Source organism: Brevundimonas sp. FV1ye28 (assembly GCF_058681135.1).
In genome coordinates, this window is record NZ_CM178731.1 from 2526013 (window position 1) to 2542112 (window position 16100).

Sequence of the window (16100 nt, forward strand, 5' to 3'; positions counted from 1 at the left end):
CTCCGGGCGGTATCGAGGTGGACCACTCCTAGCCCGGCCAAGCATGACCACTCAACCAGCCTATGATCGCGACCGCCTGCTGGCCTGGATGGCCGAGCACGGCGTCGCACAGACGACCCACGATCATCCGCCCGTCTTCACCGTCGACGAGGGCCAAGAGATCAAGGCCGCCATGCCCGGCGCCCACACCAAGAACCTGTTCCTGAAGGACAAGAAGGGCCGGCTGTGGCTGATCTCGGCAACCCAGGACACGGTCATCGACCTTAAGGCCTCGCCGAAGACGATCGGGTCGGACCGGGTATCATTCGGCAATGAGATCCTGATGTACGAGACCCTGGGCGTGAGGCCGGGCTCGGTCACGGCCCTGGGGTTGATCAACGACGTCGAGCATCAGGTCCGGTTCGTGATCGACAAACGGCTGTGGGAGGCTGGCATCGTCAACTTCCATCCCCTGACCAATACGGCGACGACGGCGCTAAGCCAGGTGGCGTTCCGGCGGTTCATGTCAGAGATCGGGCGCGAGCCGTTGGTGGTGGACTTCGGAAAACCTCCTCCCGAATAACGACGTGCGTTGGCGGATCAACGCGTCGGCGATATCAACCCCTGGATGCATCCTCGGGATTGGCGAAGGTTTCTGGAAATCGGGGCGGGCAAGGAGATCGCCTGCGCCCAGCTTCTACCCGATGAAGTGCTGGCTCATCTGGAGCCATTGTCGAAGACGCTATTCATCGGCCACGACGCCGCGATGAAGGCGGTGACGAAGCACAGTCTGAATGTCGAACATTTTCCCCTGATTTTCGACACGGTCGAGCGCGGCATGGCCCTTGCGGACCGCGACCGACACGTCACCTTCCTGCACGAGACCGAATTCGGCTGGTTCCAAGTGACCGTGAAATGCGCGCTGGCAAGCCGACGGCTATACGTCGCGACATTCTATCAGACGCGGGAGCGTGACGTCCGAAGCAAACGCCGTCGCTATCCCTTGCTCCGCGACGAAAAACGGGCAGCCAGAGCTGCCCGTATAACGTGGTGAGGACTCCATATTCCCTCACATGATGCCAATCCGACCTTCGCAAGCGAGGGTCTGGCTACGGCCTGGAGATTCACCGTGTCGCACAGGTTCAGTGTGCAGAAATGCACGCTAAAGTCAAGATTTCAGGCCCCGAGGGTTCTCCAGATCAAGCGGGTTTAGCGCTTGCGGCACGTCTGCCCCGCGACCATCTGAGCCCTACCGCGTTACAGCCCCGAGCTTCAAAGAGACCCGATGACCCTCGCCGATCCCCAGACCTCGCCCGACGACCTGATCAAGGACGGCTCCGACGCCGGCTTCATGGACGATGTCATCGCCCAGTCGAAGATCCAGCCGGTGATCGTCGATTTCTGGGCCACCTGGTGCGGACCGTGCCGCACCCTGACCCCCGCCCTGGAAAAGCAGGTCCGGGCGGCCGGCGGGGCGGTCAAGCTGGTCAAGATCGATGTGGACAAGAACCCGGCCTATGCCGGTCAGTTGCGGGTCCAGTCGATCCCGACGGTCTACGCCTTCGTCGACGGCCAGCCGGTCGACGGCTTCCAGGGCGCGGTGCCCGAGAGCCAGATCAAGGCCTTCATCGAGAAGCTGTCGGGTGGCGAGAGCGTCAACTCCGACGTCGAGCAACTGTTGACCCTGGGCGAGGAATCGCTGGGACTGTCGGACTTCGGCGGCGCGGCCCAGGCCTTCGCCCACATCCTGACAATCGAACCGGAAAACCAGAAGGCCATCGCCGGCATGGCGCGCGTCTATCTTGCGGGCGGCGACGCCGATCAGGCGCGCCAGACCATCGCCATGGCCCCGCAGGATTCGACCGAGCCGTCCGTCGTCACCGTCCGCGCCCAGCTGGCCCTTTCGTCGAGCGCGCCCACGGGCGAGACGGCCGCGCTGGAAGCAAAGGTGAAGGCCGACCCCGCCGATCATCAGGCCCGCTACGACCTGGCGCTCGCCCAGGCGGCGGAGGGCGACCTCAAAGGCTCGGTCGACAGCCTGCTGACCATCGTTCAGGCCGATCGCGACTGGAACGACAGTGCGGCGCGCAAGCACCTGCTGGTGGTGTTCGAGGCCGCCGGTCTGTCCTCCGACGTCGCCAAGGACGGGCGTCGTCGCCTCTCCTCCATCCTGTTCGCGTAAGGACGACCCATGGCCCAGGGCTATGTGAAGGCCATCGACCTGCCGCAGGTGATCCCGGTCTTTCCGCTGCCGGGGGCGATCCTGCTGCCACGCGGTCAGTTGCCGTTGAACATCTTCGAGCCGCGCTATCTGAACATGATCGACGACGCCATGGCGGGCGAGCGGATGCTGGGCATGATCCAGCCGACGGGCGGAACGGCGCAGTTGCCCAGTTTGTCGGCCGTGGGCTGTGCCGGGCGGATCACCAGTTTCGCCGAGACCTCGGACGGCCGCTATCTGATCACCCTGACGGGGATCGCCCGCTTTCGGGTGACCACCGAACTGCCCAGCCAGACCCCCTATCGCCAGGTCCGCGCCGCCTTCGCGCCGTTCGAGAGCGATCTGATCGCGCCGCACGAGGGCGAGGCCTTCGACCGCCCCGCCTTCCTCGCCGGGCTGAAAACCTATCTGGAGCGCCGCCAGCTCGAGATCGACTGGGAGACGGCCGAGGCCGCGCCGCAGGAAGCCCTGATCAACAGCCTGTCCATGGCTCTGCCGTTCGAACCGGCGGAGAAACAGGCCTTGCTGGAAAGCCCCGCGCTGGACGACCGGGTCGATGTCCTGACCGCCCTGATGCGGATCGATGCGGCGGAAACGGGCGACGGCGACACGCCGACGTCGATGCAATAAGGAAGGGCGCTACCGCTCACCCCCGGGTCGGATCTTCGATCCGCCCGAGGGTAAACTGTGCGGTCGTTCGCTAGTTGAGCGCGGATTTGGACATTTCATGAGCGACGCTTTTCACACCCCGTCATCCGTTGATCCGAGGCTCCTCGAGGTGCTCGTCTGCCCCGTCACGCGCGGTGTGTTGACCTACGACCGCGAGGCGAACGAGCTGATCTCCAAGGGGGCCAAGCTGGCCTTCCCGATCCGCGACGGCGTGCCGATCATGCTGCCGGAAGAAGCGCGGCAGCTGGATTAGACCAACTCGCCCCGTAGCAGCTTCGGCAGATCGCCCGTGGCGCCCCCGGCTTCGCGCATGAAGGCGCGGCGCATGGGCCCGATGCGGTTCACCGCCGCCATGCCGAGATCCCGCGCCAGCCGCACGGGCGGCAGGTCGTTGGAGAACAGCCGCACGAAACCGTCGAACCCGGCCGCCAGCGCCACAGTGTCGAACCGGCGCCAGCGGGCGTAGCGCTCCAGCACCACCTCCGACCCGATATCCTCGCCCAGCCGCATCGCCTCGATCAGCACCTCGGCGAGAGCGGCGGCGTCCTTCAGACCCATGTTCAGGCCCTGGCCCGCGACCGGGTGCACGCCGTGGGCAGCATCGCCGATGATGGCCGTGCGCGGGGCGGTCAGTCGCGTCGCCAGCTCCAAAGCCAGCGGATAGACGAAACGCGGCCCCTCCGGCGTGGCGCGGTCGAGGAACTCTCCGAACCGCCACATCAGGTGCGACTGGAAGGCCTCGTCCGAACAGGTCTTGAGCGCCTCGGCCGCCCTGATGCTCTCGGTCCAGACCAGGCTCGCGCGCTGGTCGGTCAGGGGCAGGATGGCGAAGGGGCCGCCCGGCAGGAAATATTCGTGGGCGACATTGCCGTGGTCTCGGCCGAGCCGGACCGTGGCCACCACGCCGGACTGGCCATAGCCCCAGCCGACCGTCTCGATCCCGGCGGCCTTGCGCACCGTCGAGCCCCGCCCCTCGGCGCCGACGACGACGGGAGCGCTGATCGCCGAGCCATCCGCCAGTGTGATGCGGGCGGCGGCGTTCGTCTGTTCGACGCCCGCCACCGAGCCGGGCGTGCGCAGGTCGATATCGGTCGCCGTGACCGCCTCGGCCAGCGCCGCCCGGATGCGCCGGTTCTCGACCATATATCCCAGCGGTTCGCCGCCGTTGGCGTCGCCGATCTCGTCGGCGTCGAAACGCAGGAAGGCGGGGGAGGCGGCCTTCGACGCCGCGCCGGGCCTGCGCCCGTCGGTGACTAGGATCCGGTCCATGCGGCAGGCGTGGGGCCTCAGGCCTTCGCCCAGCCCCAGCGCGTCCAGGATGCGGAAGGTGGAAAAGGCGATCGCGGTCGATCGACCGTCGAATGTGGGGGCCAGCTGCGCCGAGAAAGGCTGCGGGTCGATCATCGCGACCTTCAGCCCGCCGCTAGCCGCCGCGAGCGCGAACGTCGCCCCCGCCATTCCGGCGCCGGCGACGATGACATCGTGGGTGTGGGGGGAGGACATTGACCGAGGGCTTAGGGCTTAGGGCTTGGGGCTTAGGATTTCGAAAGGTAGAGGGTCGGGGGCCGGGGGTCCAGGCGAAGGACCCATGCGACGCCGTTTCCCTAAGCCCTATGACCTAATCCCTAAGCCCTCCTCACGAGGTAAACAGCCCCTTAACCCTGAGCCTGCGACACTGGGGCCGACGTTCGTCCGGAGCCTGTGTATGTCCGCCGCCCTCGCCATCAGTCAGCGCGCGCTCTCCAGCGCCCTCGTGATCTGGGACGCACCCTTCATGGTGCGGTTCCGGGGGGTGTTGCAGGCCCTGCTGGCGACCCTGCTGATCGTCGCGCTCGTTTCGTGGAACCCGGCCGATCCCAGCCTGAACGCCGCGTCGTCCGCGGCCCCGACCAACTGGCTGGGCCTGAACGGCGCCCTGTTCGCCGACCTGTTCATGCAGTCCCTGGGCCTCGCCGCCTGGCCGGCCGCAGCCCTGACCGTCGCTTTCGGCCTGGCCTCAGCCATCGGCGACGCGATCCAGCAACGCCTCAAGCCCACGCCGTTGAAGGCGCTCGCGGCATCAGGCGGCGTGCTCAGCCTGTCCGCGGCCCTGTCCGCCCTCGCCGCGCCCAGCGCCTGGCCGCTGGCGGCCGGTCTCGGCGGCCTGTGGGGCGATGGGGTCATCGGACTGGTCGATTCCGGCTTCAGCGCTCTGAGGGTCCCCGGCGGGACCCTCATCGGCGGGATTCTCTTCCTCGTCTTCGGTCTGTGGGCCTGCGGCTATGCGGTCGGTCTGCGTCTGTCGGACTTCGCCGAGGGCGCCGCCTGGGCGTCCGGCCTGCGCCGCCGGGCCTATCCCGTCGCGACCAAGCCCGTCCGCCGACGCCCCGTCCGTCCGGAACCCGAGGTCGAGGCTGCGCCCGCCCGCGCCCCCCGTCGCGCGCCCCGTCTGGAGATGCCCGAGGACGAACCCGCGATCGACGCCGAGGCCGATGCCCCCCTGCCCTGGGAGGAGCCGGTCCACACCCCCGCCTATGCGACCCCCGCCCCGCGCGCCGCCGCGACCGAGATCAAGGTGGCCGCGCCCAAGCCCGCCAAATCCAAGAAGACGGTCGATGACGACCAAGGCGCCTTCGACTTCGTGCGGCCGGAGGGCGATTTCTCCCTGCCGCCGCTCGGCATGCTGACCAAGCCCCAGGTCCGCGCCGGGATGGTCGACGAGGACGCCCTGAAACAGAACGCCAAGATGCTGGAAGGCGTCCTGGCCGAGTTCGGGGTCAAGGGCGTGATCGACCAGATCCGTCCCGGTCCCGTGGTCACCCTCTACGAACTGGTGCCCGCGCCCGGCGTCAAACACGGCCGCGTCGTGGCTCTCTCCGACGACATCGCCCGGTCCATGTCCGCGCGCGCCTGCCGCATCTCGGTCGTGCCGAACCGGAACGCCATCGGCATCGAACTGCCCAACCTGAAGCGCGAGACCGTCTATCTGAGAGACCTTCTGGCCTCGTCCGAATACGGCAAGCCGGCGCACATCCTGCCTCTGGCCCTGGGCGAGACCATCGGCGGCGATCCTTACGTCGCCGATCTGGCGCGCATGCCCCACCTGCTGATCGCGGGCACCACCGGCTCAGGCAAGTCGGTGGGGGTCAACGCCATGATCCTGTCGATCCTGTACCGGCTCTCGCCCGCCGAATGCCGTTTCATCATGATCGACCCCAAGATGCTGGAGCTGTCGGTCTATGACGGCATCCCACACCTGTTGGCGCCCGTCGTCACCGATCCGAAGAAGGCTGTCGTCGCCCTGAAATGGACGGTGCGCGAGATGGAGGACCGCTATCGCCGCATGTCCAAGCTCGGCGTCAGGAACGTCGCCAGCTACAACGAACGCGCCGTCGAGGCCCAGAAGAAGGGCGAGCATTTCGAACGCACGGTCCAGACCGGCTTCGACGACCAGGGCCGCCCGGTGTTCGAGAGCGAGAAGATCCGCCCCGAGCCCATGCCCTATCTGGTCGTGGTCATGGACGAGATGGCCGACCTGATGCTGGTCGCCGGCAAGGACGTGGAGGGCGCGGTCCAGCGTCTGGCCCAGATGGCCCGCGCCGCCGGCATCCACCTGATCATGGCCACCCAGCGCCCGTCGGTCGACGTCATCACCGGCACCATCAAGGCCAATTTCCCGACCCGGATCTCCTTCCAGGTCACCTCCAAGATCGACAGCCGCACCATCCTCGGCGAACAGGGCGGCGAACAGCTGCTGGGTCAGGGCGACATGCTCTACATGGCCGGCGGCGGCCGCATCACCCGCCTGCACGGCCCGTTCGTGACGGACCAGGAGGTCGAGGAGGTCTGCAAACACCTGCGGTCGCAGGCCGAGCCCGACTACCTCGACCTGATCACCGACGACCCGGACGGCGACGGCGACAATGCGATGGACGAGGGCGGCGGAGCGTCGTCCGGCGACGACCTCTACGACCGGGCCGTGGCCGTGGTCACCCGCGACCGCAAGGCCTCGACGAGCTACGTCCAGCGCCGGCTGCAGATCGGCTACAACCGCGCCGCCTCCCTGATCGAACGGATGGAACAGGAAGGCGTCGTCTCGGCCGCCAACCACGCCGGCAAGCGGGATATTCTGGCGGGTCCGCCGCCGATGGCGTGAGATAAGGGACTAGGGACTTGGCATGGGGGCGAACCCTAATCCCTACTCCCTGATCTCTTCACTGGAACTAACCCACCTGAACAGGGCTTCATCCAGCCGCCGGAATATGGTCCAGCTGTCGTCATCGACGCGCCGCCTGTGCCTGGCAAAACAGCAGCCTCGACAACCATCCCGTCCACCGGCCGAGCCGGAGGATGACGAAGGAAGAAAGACGACCATGACCCTGTCCCGCAGAGACCTCGGCTTCGGCCTCGCCGCTATCGCGGGTCTCGCCGCCCTGCCCGCCAGCGCCCAGACCGCCCTGTCCGCCGCGGACCGCGCGACCTTGGCCCAGGCCCAGACCTATTTGCAAAACCTGACCTCGGCTCAGGGGAATTTCGTCGAGACCACCGGGCCGCAGCGCCGTGAAGGTCGCTTCTATCTGCAACGTCCGGGCAAGATGCGGTTCGAATACACCAATCCGGCGGGCCTGCTGGTCGTGTCGGACGGCTATAATGTGAAGCGCTACGACCCTCGCCTGAACAACTTTCAGCAAGTGCCCTTGGGCCGCACCCCGCTGTCGACCTTCCTCGCCCGAAATGTCCGGCTGGACCAGGGCGTGCACATCGACCGCGTCACCCGGATGCAGTCCGGCGCCTTCTCAATCACGGCGCGGGACCAGCGCAATCCGAACGAAGGCTCGGTGATCCTGGCCTTCGCCGGCAGTCCTGTTCGCCTCCAGGAATGGACCATTACTGACTCGCAAGGACGTCGCACCCGAACCCAGCTGACCTCGCTTCAGCCGGCTTCGGGCCTGGCTTCCAGCCTGTTCCGCCTGACCGATCCGACCCGCCGCCCCGGCCGCAACTGACGGATTTTCGAAGGGTGAACCGTGTTCGGACGGTCACAGGCAATCGTTCACAGTGCGCGTTTGACTATTTCCGTTTGGAGTGACATTTTGATCGCAGAACGGAAGCGGCCGGTTCTAAGCCTTCGGTCTCATCCCCTCCCGACGGCGCGAGAGAGAAACAAAACTTCGACCCCTGGCGCGCCGCGTCAGGGGTTTTTTGTGGCCCGGCTTAGGCTAGATGAGCCTCATGCTTCGCGTCGCCACCTGGAACATCAACTCCGTCCGCCTGCGCATCGACCAGGTCGCGCGTTTCGTCGCCGAGGCGAAGGTCGATGTCCTGTGCCTGCAGGAGATCAAATGCCTGGAGGACCAGTTCCCGCGGAACGCCTTCGTCGACATGGGCATGCCGCACCTGAAGATCGCGGGGCAGAAGGGTTGGCATGGGGTGGCGATCGCGAGCCGCCTGCCGATCGAGCACTCGGACACCTTCCAGGCTTGCAAGCTGGGCCACGCCCGATGCGTCTCGGCGCGGGTGGCGGGTGTCGACATCCAGAACTTCTACATCCCGGCCGGCGGGGACGTTGCCGACCGCGAGTTGAACCCGAAATTCGATCACAAGATGGATTTCTACGAGCAGCTGACCGCGACGATCAGGGCGCAGGACCGCGCCGCACGCCTGTTGATGTGCGGCGATTTCAACATCGCACCGTCGGAGTTCGACGTGTTCAACCACCGCTACATGTCCAAGATCGTCAGCCACACCCCGCTGGAGGTCGAGACCCTGAACCGGCTGCAGGCGGCGGGCGGCTTCCACGATGTGGTGCGTGACGCCTATCCCGAGCCGCAGAAGCTGGCGTCCTGGTGGAGCTATCGCGCCCAGGACTTCCGTGTGTCGCAGCGTGGCCTGCGTCTCGACCACATCTGGACCTCGCCGGGCCTGACGCCGTCGGTCGTGCCGCGCTCGGCCATCATCCACGAGCCGGTGCGGGCCTGGGAACAGCCCTCGGACCATTGCCCGATCACCGTCGATCTGGACGTCTGACCCCCCAGTCGGGGCGCTTGGGCAGGGCGCGTTCGAAGTCGTCGGAGAAGGCCGCGCCGGGCGCGTGATGCTCGTACCAGACCGAGAAAGGCGTGCCCGGCGGCGACTGGGGATAGACCTCGACCCGGTCTTCGAAGACCTCCAGCGACAGGCCGGGCCAGTCGAGGCAGATCGTGGCGTAGTATCCCAGCGAGACCACTGGCTCCGGCGAGCGGATCGAGGCGAAGCGGATCAGGTCGCCTAGGGTGACGAACACAGCCACGTCGAACGGTTCGCCCCGCACCGCCGCCAGGCGACGCGCCTCCTCCAGCACATGGCTCCATTGCGGAGCCGACGGTGTCACGGCTGCAGCCGGTATCCGCCCGCGTCGGTCAGCAACAGCCGCGCCTGACCCGGCTCGGGCTCGATCTTCTGGCGTAGGCGGTAGATGTGGGTTTCGAGCGTGTGGGTCGTGACCCCGGCGTTGTAGCCCCAAACCTCGGTCAGCAGCTCCTCGCGCGACACCGGCTTGGCCCCGGCGCGATAGAGGTATTTGAGGATGTTGGTTTCCTTCTCCGTCAGCCGGACCTTCTTGCCTTTCGGGTCGATCAGGACCTTGCCGGCGGGGCGGAAGGAGTAGGGACCGATCTGGAAGACGGCGTCCTCGGACTGTTCGTGGCTGCGCAGGTGGGCGCGGATGCGGGCCAGCAGGACGGCGAAGCGGAAAGGCTTGGTGACATAGTCGTTGGCCCCGCTGTCGAGACCCAGGACCGTGTCGGCGTCGGAATCCTGGGCCGTCAGCATGATGACCGGGGTCGAGACCCCGTCCTTGCGCAGCAGGCGGCAGGCCTCGCGGCCGTCCATGTCGGGCAGGTCGACGTCCAGCAGGATCAGGTCGGCGCGGATCTCGCGACCCAGGCGCACGCCCTCGGTGGCCGTCGAGGCCTGAACCGTCTTGAACTCCTCGTGCAGGGCCAGCTGCTCGGCCAAGGCCTCGCGCAGGTCGTCGTCGTCGTCGATGATGAGCAGGGTCTTGGCTGTGGGCATCTGTCTAGAATGGCGAGGCTTGGGCCGAACGCCAAGGCGGACGACGAAAATGACGCGGAATCAGCCGTTAGAGGGCGCGAAAGCCGGGTTTCGTTCCCCGAACAACGCCGATCCGACGCGAACGTGCGTCGCGCCGAGCCGGATCGCGGCCTCGTAGTCGGCGCTCATCCCCATCGACAGGACGTTCAGACCGTTGCGTTCGGCGATCCGGGCCAGCAACGCGAAATGCAGGATCGGCTCCTCGTCGGCGGGCGGAATGGCCATCAGACCCTCGACGGCCAGGCCTTCCGCGCGGGCGGCGGCGATCAGGGCTTCGGCGTCGCGGGGGGCGACCCCGGCCTTCTGTTCCTCCTCGCCGGTGTTGATCTGGACCAGCAGGCGGGGCGACCGGCCGATCTTCTGCGAGGCCGAGGCGAGGGCGCCGATCAGTTTGGGACGGTCCAGGGTCTCGATGACGTCGAACAGGGCGACGGCGTCCTCGGCCTTGTTCGACTGCAGCGGCCCGATCAGGCGCATTTCCAGATCGGGCATGGTCGCACGCCGATCGGTCCAGCGACCTTGCGCCTCCTGGACCCGGTTCTCGCCGAAAACCCGCAGACCGGCGGCGAGGGCGGCGTCGATGGCCGGCTCGGGTTGGGTCTTGGACACGGCGGTCAGGGTGACCGAGGCCGGATCGCGACCGGCCGCCCTGGCCGCTGCGGTCATGCGGGCGCGAATGGCTGCGAGACGGGCGGAGAAGCCTTCGACAGTGGACGCAGGCGCGGAAGCGGGGGATGAGGCGGTCATGGACGTGCCGGAAATGACGGAAGACGGAGCCCGGTTGTGGGCCGTGGCCCAGGCTCTAGCCCGCGACGCCGCGAATGTCAGCGCTGGGGTCAGGGGCGGCGAGCGGTCGCGGGTGCCCCCGATGCTGCTGTTCACCGATCCCGAGCGGACGCCTCGGCCCTGGGAGATCGCGGCGCGGATGCCGGCGGGCTCGGGCGTGGTCTATCGGTCGTTCGGGGCGGCGGAGGCCGAAGAGACGGCGCGGCGCCTGAGAGCCGTGACGCGCACGCGAGGGATGGTGCTGCTGATCGGGCTGGACGCCGATCTGGCCGAGAGGGTCGGCGCCGATGGGCTGCATCTGCCGGAACGGGCGCTGTCGGCGGCCTATGCCCTGTCGGGGCGGCGACCGGGCTGGATCCTGACCGGGGCGGTGCATTCGGTCGAAGGGGCCCTGGCGGCGCGGGATCTGGACGCGGTCATCCTGTCGCCGATCTTTCCGGCCGGCGGGAGTTCGGCCGCCAAGCCCGCCCTGGGCCTGGATCGCCTGCGCACTGCGGCCTTGAGTCCGGTCCGTGTCGTCGCCCTGGGAGGGGTGACGTCGAGCAATGCGGGAGACCTGCAGGGATCGGGCGCGGGCGGACTGGCGGCGATCGGCGGGCTGGCGGAGGCCTTCGCCTGAAGCGTCGTCCGTCCGTCCGGACGAAAAAAAGCGGACGAAACGGACGAAACGGACGAAAGTCTCGCTGCTCGCTCTCTCCGCGAACCGTTAGCGCCATTGTAGGTCAGCGGCGGCCTTGGGCTGACAAAAAGGGCCTGGTGACACGTTGGGCCAGGCGTGGCCGGGTTCAGAGGCGCCAGTCAGAAAATTATATTCGACATGGATGCGCGCATGTCAGCGGAGGCCGGGCCAGCCAAGGCCGGGCTGTAGGTCGGGCGCGAAACGGGTCGAGACAGCCCGCCCTAGAAGCGGAACAGGGTTTCCAGACGAACGCGCGGCTGGGCGCGGCGGTCGGTCTCGGGGGCGCGGGCCGGATCCTGTTCGGGCGTGGCCAGACCGGCGGCCGCGCCGACGCGCAGGCGCGGCGACAGGCGGTAGTATGCGCCGGCTTCGACATCGCCCCATTCGGCCTCGCGGCCGACGGGCTGGTTCAGGTTGAAATCGAGACCCCAACGGCCGCTTTCATTCCAGCGCAGGCCGCGACGCGGCTGAGCCGGGGCGGCGCGCTGGGCGGTGGAGGCTTCGGCCAGGGTCACGGCCGGAACGCGCGAGCGGGATTGCGCAGACGCTTCGCCCGCGACGCCAACCAGGGCGACGAGACCGAGAGAAACAGCGAGGATCGCCGACAGACGCATTTCCAACCCTTCGACCCGCCGTTTCTCGCCGGACCTTTGTTCCTGAACCCGATCTTGCGACCGTGGACCCGCCGATTAGACACCGGTGGTCCGCCCGGTCAACGCAACGAGGCCCATCCATGCCGGTTCCGCCGACTCTAGCATTCGCCTGTGGCGCTAGCGTCACGGCAGGCCGGACGGAAGGCGTTCTCCGCCCTGGGGAATTGGTGGCGACGGGCGGGCGCCGCAACCGCCACGCCTCATACGGGAAGGTTCGGCCGTGGATTGCCTTGTCATCGCCCCTTTTGGGCGTGTTATAGAGCCGCGCTTGGCGAACGGTCGTGAACCGTCGCGCCGGCGCGACCGCCCCCGGTACGGGATCAGGCGGATCAGCACCCGAGGGAGACGACGTTCGATGGGTTTGGGTTCGATGGGTTTTGTTCGCGGCAAGACGGTCCTGGCGACCACGATGTTGGTCACGAGCGGTCTGCTCCTCTCCGCCTGCGGCGGCCTGCCGTTCTCCGGGAACTCGACGCCCCGCGCATCGACGGTGCAGCAGGGCATCGGCGTCAACGCCTATCTGTGGCGCGCCACCCTCGACACCCTCAGCTTCATGCCGCTGCTGACCGCCGATCCGTGGGGCGGCGTCGTGAACTATGACTGGTACGTCAATCCGCAGACGCCGAACGAGCGTTTCAAGGCGACCGTCTTCATCCTCGATACCCGCCTGCGCGCGGACGCCCTGAACGTCACCGTGACCAAGGAAGTCCGCACCGCCGGTGGCGAATGGACCGCCTCGCCGGTCGCCGCCCAGACCGAGGCCGATCTGGAAAACGCGATCCTGACCAAGGCGCGCCAGCTCAACCTGTCGAACGCAGGCTAACCGGCGAGCCGCCGGCGGCTTAACTTCGCAAGAGGTCGCCGCCAGTCGTTGCCTTTCAGCGCCGGTCCCGCATAAACGGCCCCTCGCCCGGCGTGACCGAGCGAACCCTCATGCCAGGACTGTCCGTGTCTTCGACCCCCACCCGCTACGATCCCAAGACCGCCGAACCGCGCCAGCAGGCGCGCTGGGCCGATGCCGACGCCTTCGTCACCCGGGATACGGGCCGCAAGAAATACTATGTCCTTGAAATGTTTCCCTATCCGTCGGGGAACATCCACATGGGGCACGCCCGCAACTATGTGATGGGCGACGTGGTGGCGCGTCACAAGCGGGCGCAAGGGTACGACGTCCTGCACCCGATGGGTTGGGACGCCTTCGGCATGCCGGCCGAGAACGCGGCCATGGAGCGGGGCATCCACCCCAAGGGCTGGACCTACGACAACATCGCCACCATGCGCGCCCAGCTGAAGCTTCTGGGCCTGTCGCTGGACTGGTCGCGCGAATTCGCCACCTGCGACCCCGAATATTACGGCAAGCAGCAGGCCTGGTTCCTGGAGCTGTATCGGCGCGGACTGGTGTTCCGTCGTGACGGCGTGGTCAACTGGGACCCGGTCGACAACACGGTCCTGGCCAACGAACAGGTCATCGACGGCAAGGGCTGGCGCTCGGGCGCGGTGGTCGAGAAGCGCAAGCTGAACCAGTGGTTCCTGCGCATCACCGACTATGCCGACGACCTGATCGACGGCCTGAAGACGCTGGAAGGTCGCTGGCCCGACAAGGTCCGGCTGATGCAGGAGAACTGGATCGGCAAGTCCAAGGGCGCGACCCTGTGGTGGGACATCGTCGAGGCTCCGGCCTTCCTGCCTGAATCCCCGGCCGGCGAACCGAACCACCCCCGCGACCCGATCGAGGTCTATACGACCCGTCCCGACACCCTGTTCGGCGCCAGCTTCATCGCTTTGGCTCCCGACCATCCCCTGACCAAGGCGATCGCGGAGCATCGGCCGGACGTCGCCGACTTCGTGAAGGCCTGCGCCCAGACGGGCACCAGCGAGGCCGATATCGAAAAGGCGGAGAAGCTGGGCGTCGATCTGGGCGTGCGGGTTCGTCACCCGTTCGACCCGGAAAAGACCCTGCCGGTCTGGGCGGCGAATTTCGTCCTGTCGACCTATGGCTCGGGCGCCATCTTCGGCTGCCCGGCCCACGACCAGCGCGACCTGGATTTCGCCCGCAAATACGATCTGCCGGTGATCCCGGTGGTGAAGCCGGACGATGTCGAGACCATCGAGGTCGGGACCGAGGCCTATACGGGGCCGGGCCGCGCCTTCAACTCGGGCTTCCTGGACGGGCTGGATGTCGAGGAGGCCAAGGCCGCCGCCATCGCGAGGGTCGAGGCCGCCGGACAGGGCAAGGGCGCGACCATCTATCGCCTGCGCGACTGGGGCGTCTCGCGCCAGCGCTACTGGGGCTGCCCGATCCCCATCGTCCACTGCCCGTCATGCGGCGTAGTCGAGGTGCCGGCCGATCAGCTGCCGGTCGTCCTGCCCGACGACGTCACCTTCGACGTGCCCGGCAATCCGCTCGACCGCCATCCGACCTGGAAGCACGTCGAATGCCCGTCCTGCGGCACGGACGCCGTGCGCGAGACCGACACCCTGGATACCTTCGTCGATTCCAGCTGGTATTTCGCCCGCTTCACCGATCCGACGGCGGACGAGCCGATCAACAAGGACGCCGCCGACCGCTGGCTGGCCGTGGATCAATATATCGGCGGGGTCGAACACGCGGTTCTGCACCTGCTCTATGCCCGGTTCATCACCCGCGCCCTGTCGGACGCCGGGATGCTGTCGGTGAAGGAGCCGTTCGCGGGCCTGTTTACGCAGGGGATGGTGGTCCACGAGACCTATCGCCGGGCGGACGGTGCCTGGGTCGAGCCGACCGACGTCGAACTGACCAACGATGCGGGCGTGCGATCGGCCAAGCAGCGGTCGACCGGCGAGACCCTGGTCATCGGCGACATCGAGAAGATGTCCAAGTCCAAGAAGAACGTCGTCGCCCCGGCCGAAATCCTGGAAAGCCACGGCGTGGACGCCGGCCGCCTGTTCGTTCTGTCGGACTCTCCGCCAGAACGGGACGTGCAGTGGACGCCGGGCGGGGTCGAGGGCGCCAGCCGCTTCGTCCAGCGCGTCTGGACCCTGTTCGACAGCCATGATGCCGACGCTGTGGGTGACCCGATCAGGGACGCGGCCCTGCTGAAGGAAACGCACAAGGCCATCAAGGCCGTGTCCGAGGGCGTCGAAGGCTTCCGCTTCAACTCCGCCATCGCCAAGCTCTACGCCCTGGTCGCGACATTGCGTGATTTCGAGGGGGCCTCGGGCGCGGCGAGGAAAGAGGCGCTGTCGGCCCTGGCCCGTCTGGTCGCGCCGTTCACGCCCCACGTCGCCGAGGAGGGCTGGTCGCGTCTGGGGGAGGCCGGAATGGTGCTGGACGCGCCCTGGCCGGTGTTCGATCCGGCCCTGGCCGCCGACGACGAGGTGGTCCTGCCGATCCAGATCAACGGCAAGCGCCGGGGCGAGATCACGATGCCGCGCGGGGCCGATGCCAAGGCCGTGGAGGCCGAGGCGCTCGCCAACGCCGCCGTTCAGGCCTATCTGGAAGCCAACGCCCAATCGATCCGCAAGGTGATCGTCGTGCCCGATCGTATCGTCAACCTGGTGGCCGGCTGAGATGTCGGTCCGCGCTCTGACCGCGCTGTCGGTGGCCGCCCTGCTTCTGGCGGGATGCGGGTTCACGCCGCTGTACGGCGAGGCGGGCGGGTCGCCGGCCCTGACCCGGATCGCGGTGACGACCCAGGACGACCGGCTCGGATACCGGTTGCGCGAACAGCTGGAGGATGCCCTGGGCTGGGATCGGGGCGCGGCGCCCCTGTATCGGCTCGAGACGGTGGCGCAGCAGAACCGGCGTCCCCTGGGTCGCCGGATCGACGATACGGCCACTCGCTATGAGCTGACGGTGCGCGGGACCTGGACCCTGACGCCGGTCTCGGGCGGGGCGCCGCTGACGGGGACGGAGACGGTCACGACCACCTATGCCGCCGCAGACCAGCCCTATGCCGCCATCGCGGCCCAGCAGGACGGCGAGGACCGCGCCGCCGCCGAACTGGCCCGGCTGATCCGCGTCGATCTGATGCGGGCGCTCGCGACCCTCCCATGATCCCCC

Annotated in this window: 17 protein-coding genes; 12 read left to right on the top strand and 5 right to left on the bottom strand. The window is 67.6% G+C overall.

The genetic code is table 11. The features are described 5' to 3' along the window. The first annotated feature begins 43 nt into the window (after window positions 1-43). The 5 genes from ACW171_RS12340 to ACW171_RS12360 all read left to right on the top strand — a co-directional run bounded on the left by ACW171_RS12340 (window position 44) and on the right by ACW171_RS12360 (window position 3122). A complete protein-coding gene (locus ACW171_RS12340; protein WP_492093629.1) occupies window positions 44-562 on the top strand; it encodes a prolyl-tRNA synthetase associated domain-containing protein in 519 nt (172 codons plus the stop codon). Window positions 563-571: 9 nt separating this feature from the next. Continuing rightward, entirely contained in the window at window positions 572-1033 is a 462-nt protein-coding gene (locus ACW171_RS12345) for a hypothetical protein (protein ID WP_492093630.1), read from the top strand. A 231-nt stretch (window positions 1034-1264) separates the two neighbouring features. Further along, entirely contained in the window at window positions 1265-2161 is an 897-nt protein-coding gene (locus tag ACW171_RS12350; RefSeq protein WP_492093632.1) for a tetratricopeptide repeat protein, read from the top strand. 9 nt (window positions 2162-2170) lie between these two features. Continuing rightward, window positions 2171-2830: an LON peptidase substrate-binding domain-containing protein gene (locus tag ACW171_RS12355; protein ID WP_492093634.1), complete on the top strand. Its 660-nt coding sequence runs from the start codon at window positions 2171-2173 to the stop codon at window positions 2828-2830. A 97-nt stretch (window positions 2831-2927) separates the two neighbouring features. After that, a complete protein-coding gene (locus ACW171_RS12360; protein ID WP_492093636.1) occupies window positions 2928-3122 on the top strand; it encodes a Trm112 family protein in 195 nt (64 codons plus the stop codon). Here the strand turns inward: ACW171_RS12360 and ACW171_RS12365 are convergent. Next, complete coding sequence (locus ACW171_RS12365; protein WP_492093638.1) at window positions 3119-4372, bottom strand: UbiH/UbiF/VisC/COQ6 family ubiquinone biosynthesis hydroxylase; 1254 nt, start codon at window positions 4370-4372, stop codon at window positions 3119-3121. The two genes, ACW171_RS12360 and ACW171_RS12365, sit on opposite strands and share 4 nt — an antisense overlap. Window positions 4373-4574: 202 nt before the next feature. On the opposite strand from ACW171_RS12365, the gene ACW171_RS12370 reads away from it, so the two are divergent. The 3 genes from ACW171_RS12370 (at window position 4575) to xth (ending at window position 8875) form a co-directional block, all read left to right on the top strand. After that, window positions 4575-7004, top strand: a complete 2430-nt coding sequence (locus ACW171_RS12370) for an FtsK/SpoIIIE family DNA translocase (RefSeq protein WP_492093640.1) — start codon at window positions 4575-4577, stop codon at window positions 7002-7004. A gap of 217 nt (window positions 7005-7221) precedes the next feature. Further along, window positions 7222-7854, top strand: a complete 633-nt coding sequence (locus tag ACW171_RS12375; protein WP_492093642.1) for a LolA family protein — start codon at window positions 7222-7224, stop codon at window positions 7852-7854. Between the two features lie 226 nt (window positions 7855-8080). Beyond that, window positions 8081-8875, top strand: a complete 795-nt coding sequence (xth, locus tag ACW171_RS12380; protein ID WP_492096630.1) for an exodeoxyribonuclease III — start codon at window positions 8081-8083, stop codon at window positions 8873-8875. Here xth and ACW171_RS12385 read toward each other — a convergent pair. From ACW171_RS12385 to ACW171_RS12395, 3 genes are read right to left on the bottom strand one after another with little or no spacing between them, the layout of a single operon-like run. Beyond that, window positions 8853-9218: a hypothetical protein gene (locus ACW171_RS12385; protein WP_492093643.1), complete on the bottom strand. Its 366-nt coding sequence runs from the start codon at window positions 9216-9218 to the stop codon at window positions 8853-8855. The genes xth and ACW171_RS12385 overlap by 23 nt on opposite strands. Further along, window positions 9215-9901: a response regulator transcription factor gene (locus ACW171_RS12390; protein WP_492093645.1), complete on the bottom strand. Its 687-nt coding sequence runs from the start codon at window positions 9899-9901 to the stop codon at window positions 9215-9217. Before ACW171_RS12390 ends, ACW171_RS12385 begins: the two co-directional genes overlap by 4 nt. A 60-nt stretch (window positions 9902-9961) precedes the next feature. Next, window positions 9962-10687: a YggS family pyridoxal phosphate-dependent enzyme gene (locus ACW171_RS12395; protein WP_492093646.1), complete on the bottom strand. Its 726-nt coding sequence runs from the start codon at window positions 10685-10687 to the stop codon at window positions 9962-9964. On the opposite strand from ACW171_RS12395, the gene ACW171_RS12400 reads away from it, so the two are divergent. Beyond that, window positions 10686-11345 (top strand): thiamine phosphate synthase, encoded by a 660-nt coding sequence (locus ACW171_RS12400; protein WP_492093648.1) that lies wholly within the window; start codon window positions 10686-10688, stop codon window positions 11343-11345. The genes ACW171_RS12395 and ACW171_RS12400 overlap by 2 nt on opposite strands. A 281-nt stretch (window positions 11346-11626) precedes the next feature. On the opposite strand, the gene ACW171_RS12405 is transcribed toward ACW171_RS12400, so the two are convergent. Beyond that, entirely contained in the window at window positions 11627-12019 is a 393-nt protein-coding gene (locus tag ACW171_RS12405; RefSeq protein ID WP_492093649.1) for an NtrZ family periplasmic regulatory protein, read from the bottom strand. Between the two features lie 409 nt (window positions 12020-12428). Here ACW171_RS12405 and ACW171_RS12410 point away from each other — a divergent pair, with 409 nt between their 5' ends. The 3 genes from ACW171_RS12410 (at window position 12429) to lptE (ending at window position 16094) form a co-directional block, all read left to right on the top strand. Next, window positions 12429-12881 (top strand): DUF3576 domain-containing protein, encoded by a 453-nt coding sequence (locus tag ACW171_RS12410; RefSeq protein WP_492093651.1) that lies wholly within the window; start codon window positions 12429-12431, stop codon window positions 12879-12881. A 125-nt stretch (window positions 12882-13006) separates the two neighbouring features. Then, on the top strand, window positions 13007-15607 hold the full coding sequence (leuS, locus tag ACW171_RS12415) for a leucine--tRNA ligase (RefSeq protein ID WP_492093652.1): 2601 nt from the start codon (window positions 13007-13009) through the stop codon (window positions 15605-15607). 1 nt (window position 15608) lies between these two features. Further along, on the top strand, window positions 15609-16094 hold the full coding sequence (lptE, locus tag ACW171_RS12420; protein ID WP_492093653.1) for an LPS assembly lipoprotein LptE: 486 nt from the start codon (window positions 15609-15611) through the stop codon (window positions 16092-16094). The last annotated feature ends 6 nt before the right edge of the window (window positions 16095-16100 follow it).

Bases quoted from the DNA above. Each gene is read 5' to 3' on its own strand.
- ACW171_RS12340 (WP_492093629.1), top strand. From the start codon at position 44: ATGACCACTCAACCAGCCTATGATCGCGACCGCCTGCTGGCCTGGATG.
- ACW171_RS12350 (WP_492093632.1), top strand. From the start codon at position 1,265: ATGACCCTCGCCGATCCCCAGACCTCGCCCGACGACCTGATCAAGGAC.
- ACW171_RS12355 (WP_492093634.1), top strand. From the start codon at position 2,171: ATGGCCCAGGGCTATGTGAAGGCCATCGACCTGCCGCAGGTGATCCCG.
- ACW171_RS12360 (WP_492093636.1), top strand. From the start codon at position 2,928: ATGAGCGACGCTTTTCACACCCCGTCATCCGTTGATCCGAGGCTCCTC.
- ACW171_RS12365 (WP_492093638.1), bottom strand. From the start codon at position 4,372: ATGTCCTCCCCCCACACCCACGATGTCATCGTCGCCGGCGCCGGAATG.
- ACW171_RS12370 (WP_492093640.1), top strand. From the start codon at position 4,575: ATGTCCGCCGCCCTCGCCATCAGTCAGCGCGCGCTCTCCAGCGCCCTC.
- ACW171_RS12375 (WP_492093642.1), top strand. From the start codon at position 7,222: ATGACCCTGTCCCGCAGAGACCTCGGCTTCGGCCTCGCCGCTATCGCG.
- xth (WP_492096630.1), top strand. From the start codon at position 8,081: ATGCTTCGCGTCGCCACCTGGAACATCAACTCCGTCCGCCTGCGCATC.
- ACW171_RS12390 (WP_492093645.1), bottom strand. From the start codon at position 9,901: ATGCCCACAGCCAAGACCCTGCTCATCATCGACGACGACGACGACCTG.
- ACW171_RS12400 (WP_492093648.1), top strand. From the start codon at position 10,686: ATGGACGTGCCGGAAATGACGGAAGACGGAGCCCGGTTGTGGGCCGTG.
- ACW171_RS12395 (WP_492093646.1), bottom strand. From the start codon at position 10,687: ATGACCGCCTCATCCCCCGCTTCCGCGCCTGCGTCCACTGTCGAAGGC.
- ACW171_RS12405 (WP_492093649.1), bottom strand. From the start codon at position 12,019: ATGCGTCTGTCGGCGATCCTCGCTGTTTCTCTCGGTCTCGTCGCCCTG.
- ACW171_RS12410 (WP_492093651.1), top strand. From the start codon at position 12,429: ATGGGTTTTGTTCGCGGCAAGACGGTCCTGGCGACCACGATGTTGGTC.
- lptE (WP_492093653.1), top strand. From the start codon at position 15,609: ATGTCGGTCCGCGCTCTGACCGCGCTGTCGGTGGCCGCCCTGCTTCTG.